This window comes from Haemophilus sp. HMSC061E01, from assembly GCF_001810345.1.
In the GTDB taxonomy this organism is placed as follows: domain Bacteria; phylum Pseudomonadota; class Gammaproteobacteria; order Enterobacterales; family Pasteurellaceae; genus Haemophilus_D.
This window is the reverse complement of sequence record NZ_KV801005.1, coordinates 349,334-367,189: the sequence shown is the minus strand read 5'-3', so window position 1 is coordinate 367,189 and position 17,856 is coordinate 349,334. Positions and strand designations below refer to the sequence as shown.

The window sequence follows — 17,856 nt, the reverse complement described above, 5'->3', positions numbered from 1 at the left end:
AACAGTTGTTAAAGATGGTAAAAATGCAGAAGCAGATGTTAAAGACAACGGCGACGGTACTCACACTGTAACCATTAAAGATGGTAACGGTAATACCACAACAGCTATCATCAAAGATGGTGCAACCGGTGCTAAAGGTGATACTGGTGCAACAGGTGCAGATGGTAAGAACGCTGAAGCAGATGTGAAAGACAACGGCGACGGTACTCATACTGTAACCATTAAAGATGGTAACGGTAATACCACAACAACTATCATTAAAGATGGTGCAACTGGTGCGAAAGGTGATACTGGTGCAGACGGTAAGAATGCTGAAGCAGACGTTAAAGACAACGGCGACGGTACTCATACTGTAACCATTAAAGATGGTAACGGTAATACCACAACAACTATCATTAAAGATGGTGCAACTGGTGCGAAAGGTGAGAAAGGTGATACTGGTGCAACAGGTGCAGATGGTAAGAACGCTGAAGCTGATGTGAAAGACAACGGCGACGGTACTCACACAGTAACTATCAAAGATGGTAACGGTAATACCACAACGACTATCGTTAAAGATGGTGCAACTGGTGCGAAAGGTGATACTGGTGATAGCATCACTGGTGAAGTTGTAGATAACGGCGACGGTACTCATACTATCACTATCACTAATTTAGGTGATGGTTCAGTGACCACTACTATCGTTAAAGATGGTAAAAATGGTAAAGATGGGGCAACTGGTGCGACAGGTGCTGATGGTAAGAACGCTGAAGCTGATGTGAAAGACAACGGCGACGGTACTCATACTGTAACCATTAAAGATGGTAACGGTAATACCACAACAACTATCGTTAAAGATGGTAAAAATGGTAAAGATGGCGTGATGACTTGGGATATTAAATCTACAGGTAACAAAACACCTGCTTCAGAAACCAATGCGAAAACCATTAAACATACCAACACTGTTAACATGGAAGCTGGCAAAAACTTAACTGTTGAGCAATCTAGCAACAATGACAGTGCTACAGTTAAATTTGCTTTAGATAGCAATGTAACCAATTTAGATAAAGTTGTTGTTAATGGTAAAGATGGTGTAGATGGTAAAGATGGTGTAACCATTACTGCTCCTGGTGGTAAAGATGGTAACGACGGTTTAGATGGCAAAGTTGGAATCAGCGGTAAAGACGGAAAAGATGCAGTTTCTATCTCTGGTAAAGACGGCGTTGGTCAAATCGGCTTAACCGGACCGAAAGGTGCAGATGGTAAAGATGGTGCATCAGTAACCATTTCAACAGATAAAGGTACAACCACAGTAGCTGAACGCGATGGTGGTGAAAAGATTAACCGTGTTATCTATACTGATAAAGATAAAGATGGCAATGATATCAAACGTGAAATTGCAACGCTTGATGATGGCTTGAAATTCACAGGTGATGATGGTCAAACAGTTAATCGTACTTTAGGTTCTAACCTTAATATTAAGGGTGGTGCGACAGATTCAACAACAGCGAAAAACATTCGTGTGACCAAAGCTGCGGATGGTGAAGGCTTAGATGTGAATCTTGCGAATAACATTAAGTTAGATAACAATGGTAGCCTTAATATTGGTGGTACAACAGTTAAAAATGGTTCAGTAACCAATTTAGACCATCACATTGACAACCCAACAACAGTTGTGGATGACAGCGTGTTAAATATCACTGATGAGAAGAAAAAAGAAGCCGCAACAGTTGGTGATGTATTGAACTCAGGTTGGAACTTACAAGCAAATGGTAAACCGGTTGATGCAGTAACACACGGCAACAACGTGAACTTTGCAAGTGATAAAGGTACTGTGACAGTTACAGCGAACTCAGATGGTAAAACATCTGTTGTAAACTTAGATGTTAACGTTGATAACGATACCATCACTGTGAATAATAAAGGACAATTAGTCGCTAGCGGTGCAACTAACTTTAATGTTGCAACTAAAGATGGTGGCAACAAAGTTGCTAAGAAAGGTGGTAGCTCAACAACGAAAATTACCTCAGGTAAAACAATTACTTACACTGCAGGTAAAAACATTGCGATTGAGCAAAATGGTGGCGACATCCTTGTTTCAACAACAAATGATGTAGACCACAACAGCGTAACCACAAATGACTTAACAGTCAACAAAGGTGGTAACATTGATATGGGTGGTAACCAAATTCACAACGTGAAAGCGGGTACTAAAGATACTGATGCGGTTAACGTATCTCAATTGAAACAATCAATTGGTGACGTACATAAACGTATCAATAAAGTGGGTAAAGAAGCTCGCGGCGGTATCGCAGGTGCTAACGCAGCAGCAGGTTTACCACAAGTTTACATCCCGGGTAAATCAATGGTTGCTGCTTCTGCAGGTACTTTCAAAGGTGAAAGTGCTGTAGCAGTAGGTTACTCACGTTCAAGCGACAATGGTAAAGTTATCTTTAAACTTCAAGGTAACGCAAATACCCAAGGCGACGTAGGTGGCTCTGTGGGTGTAGGTTACCAATGGTAATTTAACTTTCCATTAAGATAGATAAAAACCCAGCTTCGGCTGGGTTTTTTATTTGTACCAAATTAAGGATGAAATGGGATAGAATGAGCACACAATAACATTTCTAAAAAATAGTTTTGTGATTAATTAGACAAACTTAAGGATATCTAACCTAAATGACCACTTCAGAAAAAATTAATATTGCGTTTGCGATTGATGCAAAATATACGCCCCATTTAGAAGCGTTGCTAAAATCCATTTGCTACTATAATAAGAATGTAAACTTTTATGTCTTACATAATGATATTCCACAAGAATGGTTTGAAGGGATTCAATGCAAATTAGAGAAAATGGGCTATAACCTATTTTCTATTCATATTTCTGACGATATTTTTAAAGATTATAAAACATTGGAACATATTTCTTCGTCAAGCAGTTATTACCGACTCATGATCCCAAAACTGATTAATCAAGCACGCGTCTTGTATTTAGATGCAGATATTATTGTGAATGGATCATTATCTGATTTTTATTATAGCGATCTGAATGGTGCCCCTGTAGGCGTTGTGAAAGATTATGGGATGGGAGAACACTTTCCGTTTCCTTATTTAGATGCATCCGTTTCCAAAAAATATTTCAACAGCGGTGTTCTACTGATTGATTGTGTGAAGTGGCGAAATGAAGGTTTAGTCGATACCTTATTGCAAACAGTTGAAGAATATGGCAATCAAGTGTTATACGGTGATCAGTGTATTTTGAATATTGTTTTACGAGAAAAGGCGAAATATTATAGTTTCACTGAAAATGCGCAGGTGCAATATATTGAAGCAATTAAAAATCGGCATAATATTAAGTCAATTAGCCTTGATGCAACTCCAACAATCATTCACTATGCTGCAAAGCATAAACCTTGGGATAATCATAACCCGACATTATTTGAACGTGAAAAATATTGGTTTTTCCGCCATCTAGATTGGTCTTATCTTATTATGCAACCGAATAAAATTTTATAGTTTGATCTTAATTCTAGAGAACTATCTCAATTTCTCAGCAAGGTCGAGGATGAGTTTTGCGAGTACAGGAAGTGGATCGTTATTTATTAGATGTTGATATTTCAATGCCAATTTCGTGGAGCGCAGAGGTTGTTGGCAAGCAATTTGTATTTGTTTCTCATCAGATGCACGATAGTTATAGGCAATTAGTCGGAGTTCATCAAGTGATATGTCAAGATTATGAGTGAGTAAATCACGTAATTGATTTTCCCAAGCTGAATCACGATATCCCTTTTTCTCCATCACCATCGTGATAGATTTTTCCAATACTTTTTTAATTTGCTGAATTGTTGAGCGAATAGGGTAGTGACCTAGCCATAATTCATCCGTTTCAATGAATTCTGCATTGAATCGATTAATGAACCAATAATAGAATGATTGACTATTTGAACCAATAAATACGATACTTTGAACTTCTTTCCCCTCTTTATCTCGTACAGAATGGCTACCTATAGTCAATGTGCAGGTTTCTGCAATCGCTCGGGGAATAATGACTTTTGGAGTGAGAATTTCTTCTTTCCGTTGATCGGTAAAATGAAAAATAAAATCAGGGTCATATTCGGTGGAATGCGGTAGATAGCCTCGCCAGGTGTACATGCCTACACGGTCTTGAGGAATAAGAGTAAGAAAAGAATTCAATTTCTCACGGGAAGGACAATAAATAAATTCATCAGCATCAAGTGGAAAAATATAATCAATGTTAGCATCATTATTGAGAATATGCTGCATCATATGATTTAATACGCGTTCAGGAGCAAATTCGAGTTCATTGTAATGATAGATATGAATTGGTAGTCCCTCTTGTTTAAGAAGAGTGAGAATTTCACGCGTATTATCACTGCTATCGTGGTCAACAATATGAAGTTCATCCAATAAGGTTAAATTGTGTCGAATAAAAGTTTCAATAACATCACTTTCATTACGCACCATGCTTAAGCCAACTCGTTTTTTACTCATCTCTTATTTACCTTATATTGAACGCCTAATATTTTTAAAGGTGCTCTTTTGCTAACTTCAAATTGTCTAGTAATAGTTTTCTGTTTGGTTCTGGTACGGCTGGATTAAATAATAATTCGATGCAAAGATCATGGCAAAGCTGATAATTGCCCACCGAATTCGCACTCATCGCCAGTTCTTCTTTAGCTTTCCATTCATAAACAGAGTGATCCACAAAAAGAATATCTTTACTTAGAGGAATGTTTGCCGCTACATTTGCATAAATGTAAGCCAGTCTGGCTTTATTGTTGTGGCGTAGTAGGCGCGCTAAATGATAAAGACTTTCCGCACGTTGTGGGCGATATTCATAAGTGGACAGCAATAAATTTTGTATCTCATTGAGTGAAGCATTTAATTCGATTTTTAATAAAGCGATTTGAAGTAATGAATAATAGACTTCTTCAGACCATCCACCGAGATTCGCTCGAATTGCATACCATTCAATGGCTTTTTCATACATATCTGCATCACGATAAGATTGTGCGGTATAAAACGCATAGCGATCTTTAAGATCTTCATCTTCAGATGAATTGAAGGCTTTTTCTAACACTTGAGCATCTTGGAAATATTTTTGTGGGTTGTTGCTACGTGCCCCAAAACGACCACTAATGACATAGTAATCGCCGAATATTTTTTGCTCAGTGATAGTCGTTTTACGTTGTTCAATAAATTCATGTAATACGCCACGCCAATAGAATGAACCATCATTACGAAACATGAGAACTCGGAAGTAAACATTTGAACCTGTAATGCTATTTGCCATGCGCAGATAATAACGATCGCAAGTAAGTTCTTCAGGCAGAACAAATTCCCCTTCAAAACGGTCATCGGCATCAAAGATTAATACATAATCGGTTTTTCCTTGTGCATGTTGTAACGCACAGTTACGGTTATGGGCAAAGTTAACCCATTCATCGTGGTGAATTTCACCTTGAATGCCTTTTTCATCAAAGAATTGTTTGATAATGTCTGCGGTATTGTCATTGGATCCTGTATCACTAATGACATAATAATCTAATGGAACATGAGAAATAATGTTCTCTAATGTATCTCGGATGATAGCAGATTCATTTTTGACAATCATATTCAAACAGATTGTTTTTTTATCAGTTCTTTGAGGCATTTTTCTATCTCTTATGTTTATTATTCATTCAAATTTATTTCTCTTTAGAGTTGAAGGGCATTATAACGAAAATACATTTTGCTTGTTGAAAATTATGTGAAAAATGACCGCACTTTTTCCTCGCATATAGACAATTCCAATCACATCAATTTATAGCTTTCTCGTTCAGTTTTAGGCACAATAGAACAAAATTCCAATGAGTAAAAAAGGATAATGAAAATGACTAAACATTATGATTATATTGCGATCGGTGGCGGTTCCGGCGGGATTGCCTCAATTAACCGTGCGGCAAGTTATGGCAAAAAATGTGCGATTATCGAAGCAAAACATCTCGGTGGTACTTGTGTAAACGTAGGTTGTGTACCGAAAAAAGTGATGTTCTATGGCGCACAAATTGCAGAAGCCATTAATAGCTATGCACCCGCTTATGGTTTTGATGTAGAAGTGAAAAAGTTTGATTACGCGAAATTAGTTGAGAGTCGTCAAGCTTACATCGGTCGTATTCATACGTCTTACAATAATGTATTAGCGAAAAATAATGTGGATGTTCTAAATGGTTTTGCGCGTTTTAAAGATGCGAAAACGATTGAAGTGAGCTATGAAGATGGTTCAACAGAATTAGTGACGGCTGATCATATCTTAATTGCGACGGGTGGTCGTCCAAGTATTCCTGCAGTAAAAGGCGCAGAATACGGGATTGATTCAAATGGTGTATTTGCTTTAAATGAATTACCAAAACGTGTTGCAGTCGTAGGTGCAGGTTATATTGCCGTTGAATTAGCAGGTGTTTTAAATAGCTTAGGCAGCGAAACACATTTATTTGTGCGCAAACATGCCCCATTGCGTAATCAAGATCCATTAATTGTCGAAACCTTAGTTGAAGTGTTAGCACAAGATGGTATCCAATTACATACTAAAGCGTTGCCTGAAGAAGTGGTGAAAAATGCCGATGGTTCGCTTACCTTGAAATTACAAGATGGTCGTGAAACCACAGTGGATACGTTAATTTGGGCGATTGGCCGTGAACCTGCAACGGATGTGATTAATCTTGAAGTAACCGGTGTGAAAACCAACTCACGCGGACAAATTATTGTTGATAAATACCAAAATACGAACGTACCTGGCATTTATGCAGTGGGTGATATTATCGAAGGCGGTATTGAATTAACACCAGTTGCCGTGGCGGCAGGTCGTCGTTTGTCTGAGCGTTTATTCAATAACAAACCAAATGAGCATTTAGATTACAACCTTGTACCAACAGTTGTATTCAGCCATCCGCCAATTGGCACAGTCGGTTTAACTGAGCCGCAAGCGATTGAGCAATATGGCGAAGAAAATGTGAAAGTATATAAATCCTCTTTCACAGCAATGTACACCGCTGTCACTGAACATCGTCAACCTTGCCGGATGAAATTAGTGTGTGTCGGCAAAGAAGAGAAAATCGTGGGCTTACACGGCATTGGTTTCGGTGTAGATGAAATGATTCAAGGTTTTGCTGTGGCAATCAAAATGGGGGCAACTAAAGCAGACTTTGATAATACGGTGGCAATTCACCCAACAGGTTCTGAAGAATTTGTGACAATGCGTTAATTGCAGATAAAAAAAGTGCGGTCAAAATCTCTGATGTTTTTGACCGCACTTTTTATTGTGATTTGTTATTAGGCTGCTGCGCGATTGCCTAATGTACCATCATCTTCCATTTCTTTAGCCACACCGACAACCTCAGCAATTTTGTCTCCTTCTTTGAAGAAAACGAAACCACCATGTTCCATTTTGACCCACGGTTCATCTTTGGTGAGCGGGAAAGTCGTAATAATGGTGACTTTGTCGCCATCTTTTGCGTAATCATTAAAATCGATGACACCATCATCATCAATGCGGTGTGCTTTACCAAAAGGAGCTTTACGTGTTAAGTAATGCAAATTGGTTGAGCAGTGAGCAATCATCCATTCTCCGTTTGAAAGAATGAAGTTAAAGGTGCCTTTTTGTGAGAGCTCTTTGGTAATGTCCTGAATGGCTTCAAAAATTTCCATTTCAGACGGTTTACGACGGAAGCGATTTTTCAAATATTCCGCCATATAACAAAATGCCGTTTCTGAATCAGTTGAGCCAATAGGCTGGCAGAAACTTTCAGACATATCCGGCAAGTCTTTTAAATTACCGTTATGAGCAAATACCCAGTTTTGTCCCCAAATTTCACGAATAAAGGGGTGGGTGTTTTCAATGGTGACACCGCCTTGCGTTGCTTTACGAATGTGAGCAATTACATTGAGCGATTTAATTTTGTATTGTTTTACACAATCCGCAATAGGGGATTGTGATGCAGCATGGTTATCGCGAAAAATACGCACACCACGACCTTCAAAAAAAGCGATACCGAAGCCATCTGAATGGCAGTCAGTAAGACCAGCACGACGACGGAAACCTTCAAAAGAAAAGACAATATCTGTCGGTGTATTACAGTTCATTCCGAGTAATTGGCACATAAATTCCTACAACTTATTTTTATATTTTTATAACCTTATAATGTGTGTTGATTTAACACCATAATGCGTTGAAATTCAAGATGGATAACAAAGGATTTTTAGAAGAAAATGTTACATAAAATAACCTGAAAATCTTTCTGATCTGAAGGCTAGGGATGAGCACTTTATTAAGTTAATAAAAAAGGCGTGGTTATCACGCCTTTTGCTATATTTTTTAAGATTATGCTTTAATTTCGGAGCGGCTTTTTAAGAAAAAGAGTGCGACTGTTGAGATCAACATCACAAAGCCAACGCCAACATATAAACTCTGTTTGTCCCAACCCATATCTAATAATTGGCCGGCAATCGTTGGAGCAAGAATTGCACCAATACGACCGATACCAATCGACCAGCCCACACCGGTGCTACGAATATCGGCATCATAAGTAAGTGGGTTTAAGGTATAAAGACCGCTGATACAGCCATTCATGAGTGCACCAACTAAAATACCGAATACCATCGCAATCCATAAAACGGATGAGGATAAGATAAAGGTAATGATTGCTGCAGAAGATAAGACGGTGAATAAAATTAACACGCCTCGTGCTGTCCAACGGCTAGCCAGTAAGCCATAGATTAAGGCGCCACAAGTGCCCCCTAATGAGATCATCATTCCGACGCTCACACTTTGCTCTGTCGTCATACCCGCTTCTTTTAATAAGGCTGGAGTCCATGAGCTGATAAAATAGAAGCTGAACATGATTGCAAAGAAAGCCGTCCAAATTAACAGGGTAGAATGTAAGTATTTTTCGCTGAATAATTGGCTAATAGGTAATTTAGTCTTAACTTTTTCCGCTTTTTCTGGAAGTTTCCAATCACCGGCTAAACCAATTTTTTTTGCGATTAAATTTAACCGCACTTCTGCATTTTTGGGTTGCTTGGAAGTGAGGAAGTCAATGGATTCCGGTAACCAAATAAATAACACCACTAAAAGTAAACCGGTTAAGATAGCCCCTGCTAGGAACACAGAACGCCAACCATATTCACCTTGCAACATCACGGCGAACATACCGCCTAATACCGCCCCAATACCAAAACCAGCAGCATAGACACTGATCGCAAAACTGCGCCATTTACGAGAAGAATATTCACTGGTGATCACGTTCGTGCCCACTAAAATACCGCCGACACCAAGCCCGGTGATAACGCGCCAGAAACCGAGCCATTGATATTGTGAGATAAACGCCGAGCCTAACATCCCAATAGCGGAGAGTGATACCGCCATTAATAACAATGGACGGCGACCAATTTTATCCGCAAGTGGTGCAAGGAAAAGTGAGCCGGCAGTCATACCAAACAAGCCGGCACTTAATAAATAACCCAACTCAATCCCCGTGAGGCCAAATTCGCCACGAATGGCTGTTGCAGTAAAGGCCAGGGCTAATACATCAAAGCCATCAAGTAAATTCATGATGGCAGCCATCACCACAATCATCCATTGATAAGCCCCCATTGGGCTTTGTTCTATTTTGACTCTAAGAGAAAGGGTTTCAGTCATTTTATTTCCTTAAGTTAAGCAAACTGGCGAGAGCTTGCGAGAGATTGAAGTTTACGCAAAATCATGCTGAGTACCACGCCATAAGCGGGAACAAACAAGACGATGCCGACAAATAATTTAAATAAGTAATCGACGAATCCAAGACTAAACCAATGTTCAGCCATAAATGGATCGCTACTTTGATAGAATGCTACGCCAAAGAACATGAAAGTGTCGGCAAGAGAGCCAAATGTCATGGAGCTGCTCGGGGCAATCCACCACGTTTTTAGTTGACGTAAACGGTTGAATACTAACACATCTAATAATTGTCCGAAAACATAAGCACAGAAACTCGCAAATGCAATACGGAAAACAAACATATTGAATTCACTTAATGCACTTAAGCCTTGATATTGCCCATTAGAGAAAACAACCGACACAATGTAGCTGACGATAAGTGCTGGAATCATCACGATAAAAATGATCCAACGCGCTTCTTTCGCCCCAAATACACGTACCGTTAAATCAGTGGCTAAGAAAATGAATGGAAAAGTGAGTGTGCCCCATGTGCTATGGAATGAGAAATCATCAGCAAAACCAAGTGCGGTCAATTTTAAATTGATTTCAAATGGAATTTGAACGAAATAATTACTGGCTGTGATAATGAAGATGTGAAACAAGCTTAATAAAATTAAAGCAAAACGTTTTTGTTGATCATTGAAGATCGGAGTATTAATTTTCATTTTAAGACCTTTTTAGTTGGTTAATCGGGGGTAGGGAACCCGACATGAGAAATAAATCCGCCAAATTGGCGAGCCGTGAATAATACTAGAATTTATTGGGATTGCAAGAAAGTGCGGTCAAAAATTTAGGCATTTTATTTGTTTTAGTTTGATTTTAATAGCAGTGATAAGAATTTTCATTTACACCAAAATAATATTGTACTAGAATTCTCAGGCATTTTTATTTCACATATGCCTGGGGAGCATTCAATGTATAAAACCAATCATTTAAAAACAACATCATTCTTCGCATTAAGCACGTTAACCATCGCGCTTTTTTCAAGCTATTCTTATGGTGAAGAGAAACTTGAGGAAATTAAAGTTACAGCGGAAAACCAGGTAAAACAATCACTTGGCTCTTCTCTTGTGACGGCAAAAGATTTAGAGAAACGTCCTGCGACAAATGATATTTCTGAAGTATTACGTACTATGCCCGGTGTGAACTTAACGGGTAACTCATCTACAGGACAACGCGGAAACAAACGTCAAATTGATATTCGTGGCATGGGGCCAGAAAATACATTGATTTTAGTGGACGGGAAACCTGTCACCTCTCGTAATGCAGAACGTTATGGGGTGCGTGGTGAACGTAATTCCCGTGGCGACAGCAACTGGGTGCCGGTTGAAGCCATTGAAAAAATTGAAGTATTACGTGGCCCTTCAGCTGCACGTTATGGTTCAGGTGCAATGGGTGGGGTGGTGAATATCATCACTAAACCTGTTACCAATGATTTGCACGGTAGCTTAAGCTATTACACCAATCAACCAGAAGACAGCGATGAAGGTGCAACGAACCGTGTCGGTTTTAATCTAAGCGGAGCGTTAATTAAAGACGTATTGCAATTCCGTTTATATGGTAACTGGAACAAAACGCAAGCGGATGAAGTTGGTATTAATGGCGATCCTGCGATTGCCGGTCGTGAAGGCGTACGTAATAAAGATATTAATGGCCGTTTAGTGTGGAATATCAATGAGAAAAATAAATTAACCTTGGATTCTGGTTTCAGTCGTCAAGGCAATATTTATAACGGTGATACGCAAAATAGCTCAGCAGGGCTTTACAATAATAAAAACTATCCTGAAACCAAAACCTTGGCAGGAAGCAAAGCTGAAACCGCTCGTTTATATCGTCAAAACTATGCTTTAACCTACGAGGGTAAATTCGATCATTTCGACAATAAAACCTATATTACTTTTGATAAAACGAAAAACAGCCGTTTACCGGAATATTTAGCGGGTGGTCCAGAGGGCAGCTATTCGAGCACATCAGCCTTTAGTGATTCCATTCTTAAAAATACACGCTTTAGTTCAGAATTCTATATTCCATTTACCTTGGGTGTAGATCATATGCTGACAGTTGGTTTTGAGGGGGCACACAGCAGTTTAGATGATGACGCTTCTATGACACAGTTACTTGGTGGACGACGAGATAAAAAAACAGGGAAGGTGCTTTATGATTTGAAAGAACGCCTACCAAGCGGTATCTCAAATGTACGAGGAGGTCATAGTAGTCAAACTGAATGGGCTGTATTTATTGAAGATAATATTTCAGCAACCCAATCTACTATCCTAACGCCATCTTTACGTTATGATTACAACAGTTATTCTGGTTCTAACGTAAGTGGTGGATTAAACTTCTTACAAAGCCTCAACGATGATTGGAGAATTAAAGGTGGGATTGCAAGAGCTTATAAAGCACCGAACCTTTATCAAACTAACCCAAATTACTTGCTATTTACCTTAGGTCAAGGTTGTCCAACGAATGTACCAAATAATAAAACTTGTTATTTCCAAGGTAATAGCGACATTAAACCGGAAACCAGCTGGAATAAAGAAATCGGAATTGAATATGATAAAAATGGACTTCTTGCTTCTGTAGCTTACTTCCGTAATGATTATCGTAATAAAATCGTATCTGATGGTGAATTTATCGGTTTAACTAACTTAGGTAACTATGTGTATAAATGGGGTAATGCAAACCGCGCAGTGATTGAAGGTTTTGAAGGTAATCTGACATTACCACTAATCCAAGATAAATTAAACTGGGTGAATAACTTCACTTATATGCATAAAACCAAAAATAAAGATACAGGTAACCCGCTTTCTATCGTGCCGAAATATACCTTGAATTCAAGCTTAAGTTATAAAATTACCGATAGTTTGGATGCAATGTTAACTTATACGCAATACGGTAAACAAAAATCCCGTAAAAATCCGGAAAACCGTATGGAAAATGGTAACAATACACACGTTAATCAACTTGCTGGCTCAGAAGATATTGGTGGCTATGCAGTTTGGGGATTAAGTGCGGGTTATAATTGGAAAGATACAATCAGCATTCGTGTTGGCGTAAGTAACTTATTTGATAAACGCATTTATCGTTCATCAAGCAGTACAAATTACAATGCTCATACTTATAACGAACCTGGTCGTGCTTATTACGCAACAGTTAAATATTCATTTTAATTGAGCGTTTAGAACTGATAGAAAAAGTGCGGTCGATTTTGACCGCACTTTTTTATTGATTGAATTTTGAAAATGGTGAATTTCAGATAATAAAAAACCCTGCATAGGCAGGGTTCTTCACACAGATTCAAATTATTTTGTACCTGGGATTTTGAAACGGCTGTTAAAGCGTTCAACACGACCACCAGTATCAACAACACGTTGTTTACCAGTGTAGAATGGGTGGCAGCTACCGCACACATCAAGGTTGATATCTTTGCCTAAAGTAGAACGAGTTTTGATCACGTTACCGCAAGAACAAGTTGCAGTGATCTCTTTATATTCTGGATGAATACCTTGTTTCATAGAAAACCTCAAATTGAAGCCACGCCGCTATAAATGCTTTCCACTTACACCGCGTGAGTTAATAATCGCCGACAATCCGGCACCAAATAGACTGCGAATTATACTGAAAAAATCAAATTGATCAAGAGGTGTGCTTTAGTGATAGAATCATCGCAAAATTTTTGCTTATTTTTGACCGCACTTTAGGAAAGTTATGTTAGCCCAATCCTCTGTTAATGCCCCTTTTGTCCATTCTGTTTTACAATGGTATGAAAAGTTTGGGCGTAAAAATTTGCCTTGGCAGCAAAATAAAACCCTTTATGGTGTTTGGCTTTCCGAAGTGATGTTACAACAAACCCAAGTTTCCACAGTCATTCCTTATTTTGAACGTTTTATTAAAACCTTTCCCAATGTGACCGCACTTGCTAATGCGTCGCAAGATGAAGTATTACATCTGTGGACGGGACTAGGTTATTACGCACGTGCGAGAAATTTACATCAAGCCGCTCAAACCATTAGAGATGAATATCAAGGCGAATTTCCAACGCAATTTGAGCAAGTTTGGGCGTTAACAGGCGTGGGACGATCTACGGCGGGGGCAATTTTATCTTCTGTGCAAAATCAACCTTATCCGATTTTAGACGGTAATGTGAAACGTGTGCTTTCTCGTTATTTTGCTGTTGAAGGTTGGCCTGGCGAGAAGAAAGTCGAAAATCAATTATGGCAGTTGAGCGAACAGGTTACACCAACAACGAGAGTCGCAGAATTTAATCAAGCAATGATGGATATCGGTTCGGCGATTTGTACTCGAACAAAACCTAAATGCGATCTTTGTCCTCTAAGTAAGGATTGCTTAGCCAATAAACTCGAAAAGTGGACAGAATTTCCTGGAAAGAAACCAAAAAAATCGTTGCCAGAAAAGCAGAGTTATTTTTTGATTTTATCTCATCAAGGAAAAGTCTGGTTGGAACAGCGTGAAAGCAAAGGCTTATGGGGCGGGTTGTATTGTTTTCCTCAGTTTGATGATAAACAAACATTGCTGAGTTATCTGAAAGAACTAGGGATTGCCGAGTATCAAGAATGGGTAACTTTCCGTCATACGTTTAGTCATTTTCATTTAGATATTCATCCTATTTATGTTGAAGTCGATCGAAAATCTGAAGATGGCGATCGTTCAGATTGGAAAAAATTGTCAGAAAAAGGAAAAGAATCTCAATCTGGTCTATTAAGTGCGGTCAAATATTGGTATGATCCAACCTCACCTGAACAGATCGGGTTAGCTCAGCCTGTGAAAAATTTATTAACGCAATTTGTAAGGAATTATTATGGCTAGAACCGTTTTTTGCGAATATTTGAAACAAGATGCGGAAGGACTGGATTTTCAACTGTATCCCGGTGAATTAGGTAAACGTATTTTTAATTCAATTAGTAAACAAGCATGGGGCGAATGGATCAAAAAGCAAACCATGTTAGTGAACGAGAAAAAACTCAATATGATGAATGCCGAGCATCGTAAATTATTAGAAGAAGAAATGGTGAATTTCTTATTTGAAGGCAAAGATGTGCATATTGAAGGTTACGTTCCCCCATCTAAATAACAAAAGATTATGAAAAAGTATTTATTATTGGCGCTACTTCCACTTTTATATGCTTGTAGTGACTCGCCAACCCATCGACGTGGCATTAATTATGACGAAGTGTTTTCAAAAGACACGCAAGGTTTAGATATTTTAACTGGTCAATTCTCCCATAATATCGATCGTATTTGGGGGGTAAATGAGCTTTTAGTGGCGAGTCGTAAAGACTACGTGAAATACACGGACTCTTTCTATACGCGTAGCCACGTAAGCTTTGACGAAGGTACAATTATTGTTGAAACTCAACAAGATCTTAATCGCTTACACAATGCGATTGTTCATACTTTATTGATGGGCTCCGATGCAAAAGGGATCGACTTATTCGCTTCTGGCGATGTACCGATTAGTACGCGTCCTTTCTTATTAGGTCAGGTTGTGGATAACAATGGTCAGCAAATTGCTAACCAAGTGATTGCAAGTAACTTTGCGACTTATTTAATCCAAAATAAATTACAAACTCGCCGCTTACAAAATGGTAACACTGTACAATTTGTGGTGATCTCAATGATTGCAAACCACGTTGAAGTGCGTGCACAAAAATATATTCCATTAGTCCGTAAAGCCGCAGAACGCTATGGCATTGATGAAAGCTTGATTTTAGGTATTATGCAAACAGAATCTAGCTTCAACCCGTATGCGATTAGTTATGCGAATGCAATCGGCTTAATGCAAGTGGTACCAAGCACTGCAGGTCGCGATGTGTTTGCGATGAAAGGTAAAGGTGGACAACCATCTGCACGTTACCTTTATGATCCAGCAAATAACATTGATGCGGGTGTCTCTTACTTATGGATTCTGCAAAATCAATATTTAGATGGTATCACGAATCCTACCTCTAAACGTTTTGCAATGATTTCTGCCTACAACAGTGGTGCAGGTGCAGTATTACGTGTATTCGATGAGGATAAAGATGAGGCGATCTATAAGATCAATCAGATGTATCCAGAACAAGTGTATCGTATCTTAACGACTGCACACCCATCCTCACAAGCAAGAAACTACTTGTTGAAAGTGGATGCGGCGCAGAAGAAATTCCGCGTAAGACGATAATTTCTACGATGAAATACAATGCCCGAAAGAATTTTCGGGCATTATTTTTTGAGAAAGTGCGGTTATTTTTGATTGAGTTTTAGAAAATACGTTCTTTTTATAGTCGTTTTGGTTATTAACCACTCAAACACACCAACTTTTTCACTTTTTTTGAATTTAGTTGTTGACCGATACCCGAAAAAATAGTTTAATACGCTCCGTTGTCAGGCAGTAGCCAATAACGATAACGCCTCGATAGCTCAGTCGGTAGAGCAGGGGATTGAAAATCCCCGTGTCGGTGGTTCGATTCCGCCTCGAGGCACCATTTCCTCCTTAGTTCAGTCGGTAGAACGGTGGACTGTTAATCCATATGTCGCAGGTTCGAGTCCCGCAGGAGGAGCCAAATTCTGAGAAGCCGCTAAAGCAATTTAGCGGCTTTTTGCTTTGTAGAATTCAATGATTATTCTGTTGTTTTCCTCTCTTTAAAATTTGCTCAAATTTCTCACCGCATTTTTTTGATCTAGATAAATATTTATGTAAAAAAGTTACATAAAATTGTTAGCAAGATCACACTTTATTATCTTGCACTTTGCAATCAATCCCTAATCTCATCATAATGCAGCCACTAATTTAATGAATGAATACTCATTAAATAAACGATTTTATAATTTCAACTTTAGAGGGTGATGTATGGACACTACAACTAATAAAAAATGGAATAAATTTGATACAGCTTGGGTATTAAACTTATTTGGAACTGCGGTGGGCGCAGGGGTATTATTTTTACCAATCAATGCAGGGATGGGCGGTTTCTGGCCTTTGGTTGTGATGGCGATTTTAGTCGGACCGATGACATATTTTGCACATCGTGGCTTGGCTTATTTCGTGTTGTCTTCTTCTAAGCCAGGCAGTGATATTACCGAAGTAGTTGAAGAACATTTCGGCCCGACCGCAGGGAAATTAATTACCTTATTATATTTCTTTGCGATCTTCCCAATTTTATTGATTTATGGAAACGGGATCACTAATACGGTTGATTCTTTTATCGTCAACCAATTAGGCATGGCTTCACCAAACCGTGTGATTCTTTCTTTTGTATTAATTGCGATATTGATTTCAGTCATGTTGTTCAGTGAAAAAGTGATGTTGAAAATCACCGAATTACTCGTTTATCCATTGGTGTTGATTCTCTTTGCGTTATCAATTTATCTTATTCCGCAATGGAATGCTTCAATGCTTTATGAGCTTCCGACGGCTGGTGGCTTCATCACGACATTGTGGTTAACCATCCCAGTATTGGTTTTCTCTTTTAACCATTCTCCGGCAATTTCCTCTTTCACGCTTTCTCAACAACGTGAATATAAAGATTTTAATACAACGGAATATCACATCGGCCGTACAGAAAAAGGAACTTCAACCGTATTACTGTTCTTCGTGATGTTCTTTGTATTTAGCTGTGTATTAACCTTAACACCAGCAGAGTTATTAGAAGCAAAAGCACAAAATATTAGTATCTTGTCTTATCTTGCTAACAAATTTGATAACCCATATATTTCTTATTTCGCACCATTAGTGGCTTTCTTCGCGATTACGAGCTCATTCTTTGGTCATTATTTAGGGGCACGTGAAGGTTTAGAAGGTTTATACCTCAAAATGAAAGGTGAAAGCGTGAATCGTAAAAAATTAAATTACGGTACTGCAGTTTTCTTCTTATTGACTTTATGGGGGGTGGCGATCATTAATCCGAGTATTTTAGGTTTGATCGAATCCCTTGGCGGCCCAATTATTGCGATGATCCTTTTCATTATGCCTATGTATGCGATTCGCAATGTTCCAGCAATGAAACGCTATCAAGGTCGTTTTAGCAATGTATTTGTTACAGTTATGGGATTAATTGCTATCTCCGCGGTCGTATATGGATTATTATAAGCGGCTTTTTAGTTTAGCTTAGGATTTAAAATAA

14 protein-coding genes and 2 tRNA genes are annotated in these 17,856 nt (G+C 38.7%); 10 read left to right on the top strand and 6 right to left on the bottom strand.

Annotated elements, in window-relative coordinates; genetic code table 11:
* Positions 1 to 2,503 (top strand): collagen-flanked surface repeat-containing protein (locus HMPREF2732_RS05235; protein ID WP_186821528.1); only part of this gene is annotated, 2,503 nt, incomplete at its 5' end.
* A 155-nt stretch (positions 2,504 to 2,658) separates the two neighbouring features.
* Positions 2,659 to 3,495 carry a glycosyltransferase family 8 protein gene (locus tag HMPREF2732_RS05230; RefSeq protein WP_070591750.1) on the top strand — a complete coding sequence of 279 codons (837 nt, stop codon included), beginning with the start codon at positions 2,659 to 2,661 and terminating at the stop codon, positions 3,493 to 3,495.
* A 21-nt stretch (positions 3,496 to 3,516) separates the two neighbouring features.
* On the opposite strand, the gene HMPREF2732_RS05225 is transcribed toward HMPREF2732_RS05230, so the two are convergent.
* On the bottom strand, positions 3,517 to 4,491 hold the full coding sequence (locus HMPREF2732_RS05225) for a glycosyltransferase family 2 protein (RefSeq protein ID WP_070591746.1): 975 nt from the start codon (positions 4,489 to 4,491) through the stop codon (positions 3,517 to 3,519).
* Between the two features lie 34 nt (positions 4,492 to 4,525).
* Entirely contained in the window at positions 4,526 to 5,653 is a 1,128-nt protein-coding gene (locus HMPREF2732_RS05220; RefSeq protein WP_070591744.1) for a glycosyltransferase, read from the bottom strand.
* Between the two features lie 219 nt (positions 5,654 to 5,872).
* Between HMPREF2732_RS05220 and gorA the strand changes: the two genes are divergently transcribed.
* Positions 5,873 to 7,243 carry a glutathione-disulfide reductase gene (gene gorA, locus HMPREF2732_RS05215; protein ID WP_070591742.1) on the top strand — a complete coding sequence of 457 codons (1,371 nt, stop codon included), beginning with the start codon at positions 5,873 to 5,875 and terminating at the stop codon, positions 7,241 to 7,243.
* 68 nt (positions 7,244 to 7,311) lie between these two features.
* On the opposite strand, the gene HMPREF2732_RS05210 is transcribed toward gorA, so the two are convergent.
* The 3 genes from HMPREF2732_RS05210 to HMPREF2732_RS05200 form a co-directional block, all read right to left on the bottom strand.
* The gene (locus tag HMPREF2732_RS05210) at positions 7,312 to 8,139 is read right to left on the bottom strand and encodes a class II glutamine amidotransferase (protein ID WP_070591740.1); all 828 of its coding nucleotides are present in this window, start codon (positions 8,137 to 8,139) and stop codon (positions 7,312 to 7,314) included.
* A 220-nt stretch (positions 8,140 to 8,359) separates the two neighbouring features.
* Positions 8,360 to 9,676 carry an MFS transporter gene (locus HMPREF2732_RS05205; RefSeq protein ID WP_070591739.1) on the bottom strand — a complete coding sequence of 439 codons (1,317 nt, stop codon included), beginning with the start codon at positions 9,674 to 9,676 and terminating at the stop codon, positions 8,360 to 8,362.
* A 14-nt stretch (positions 9,677 to 9,690) separates the two neighbouring features.
* On the bottom strand, positions 9,691 to 10,398 hold the full coding sequence (locus HMPREF2732_RS05200) for a 7-cyano-7-deazaguanine/7-aminomethyl-7-deazaguanine transporter (protein WP_049365229.1): 708 nt from the start codon (positions 10,396 to 10,398) through the stop codon (positions 9,691 to 9,693).
* 249 nt (positions 10,399 to 10,647) lie between these two features.
* Between HMPREF2732_RS05200 and HMPREF2732_RS05195 the strand changes: the two genes are divergently transcribed.
* Positions 10,648 to 12,903, top strand: a complete 2,256-nt coding sequence (locus tag HMPREF2732_RS05195; protein ID WP_070591734.1) for a FepA family TonB-dependent siderophore receptor — start codon at positions 10,648 to 10,650, stop codon at positions 12,901 to 12,903.
* A 132-nt stretch (positions 12,904 to 13,035) separates the two neighbouring features.
* On the opposite strand, the gene rpmE is transcribed toward HMPREF2732_RS05195, so the two are convergent.
* Entirely contained in the window at positions 13,036 to 13,248 is a 213-nt protein-coding gene (rpmE, locus tag HMPREF2732_RS05190; protein WP_005696847.1) for a 50S ribosomal protein L31, read from the bottom strand.
* A gap of 193 nt (positions 13,249 to 13,441) precedes the next feature.
* On the opposite strand from rpmE, the gene mutY reads away from it, so the two are divergent.
* From mutY to HMPREF2732_RS05160, 6 genes are all read left to right on the top strand, one after another.
* Positions 13,442 to 14,560 (top strand): A/G-specific adenine glycosylase, encoded by a 1,119-nt coding sequence (gene mutY, locus HMPREF2732_RS05185; RefSeq protein WP_070591732.1) that lies wholly within the window; start codon positions 13,442 to 13,444, stop codon positions 14,558 to 14,560.
* Positions 14,553 to 14,825: an oxidative damage protection protein gene (locus HMPREF2732_RS05180; protein WP_049365232.1), complete on the top strand. Its 273-nt coding sequence runs from the start codon at positions 14,553 to 14,555 to the stop codon at positions 14,823 to 14,825. Before mutY ends, HMPREF2732_RS05180 begins: the two co-directional genes overlap by 8 nt.
* Positions 14,826 to 14,834: 9 nt before the next feature.
* A complete protein-coding gene (gene mltC / locus HMPREF2732_RS05175; protein WP_005696844.1) occupies positions 14,835 to 15,914 on the top strand; it encodes a membrane-bound lytic murein transglycosylase MltC in 1,080 nt (359 codons plus the stop codon).
* 228 nt (positions 15,915 to 16,142) lie between these two features.
* Positions 16,143 to 16,218: transfer RNA gene (locus HMPREF2732_RS05170), tRNA-Phe, on the top strand.
* Between the two features lie 2 nt (positions 16,219 to 16,220).
* A tRNA-Asn gene (locus HMPREF2732_RS05165) sits at positions 16,221 to 16,296 on the top strand.
* 287 nt (positions 16,297 to 16,583) lie between these two features.
* Positions 16,584 to 17,822, top strand: coding sequence for an HAAAP family serine/threonine permease (locus HMPREF2732_RS05160; protein ID WP_070582983.1), 1,239 nt, complete (start codon positions 16,584 to 16,586; stop codon positions 17,820 to 17,822).
* Positions 17,823 to 17,856: the final 34 nt, after the last annotated feature.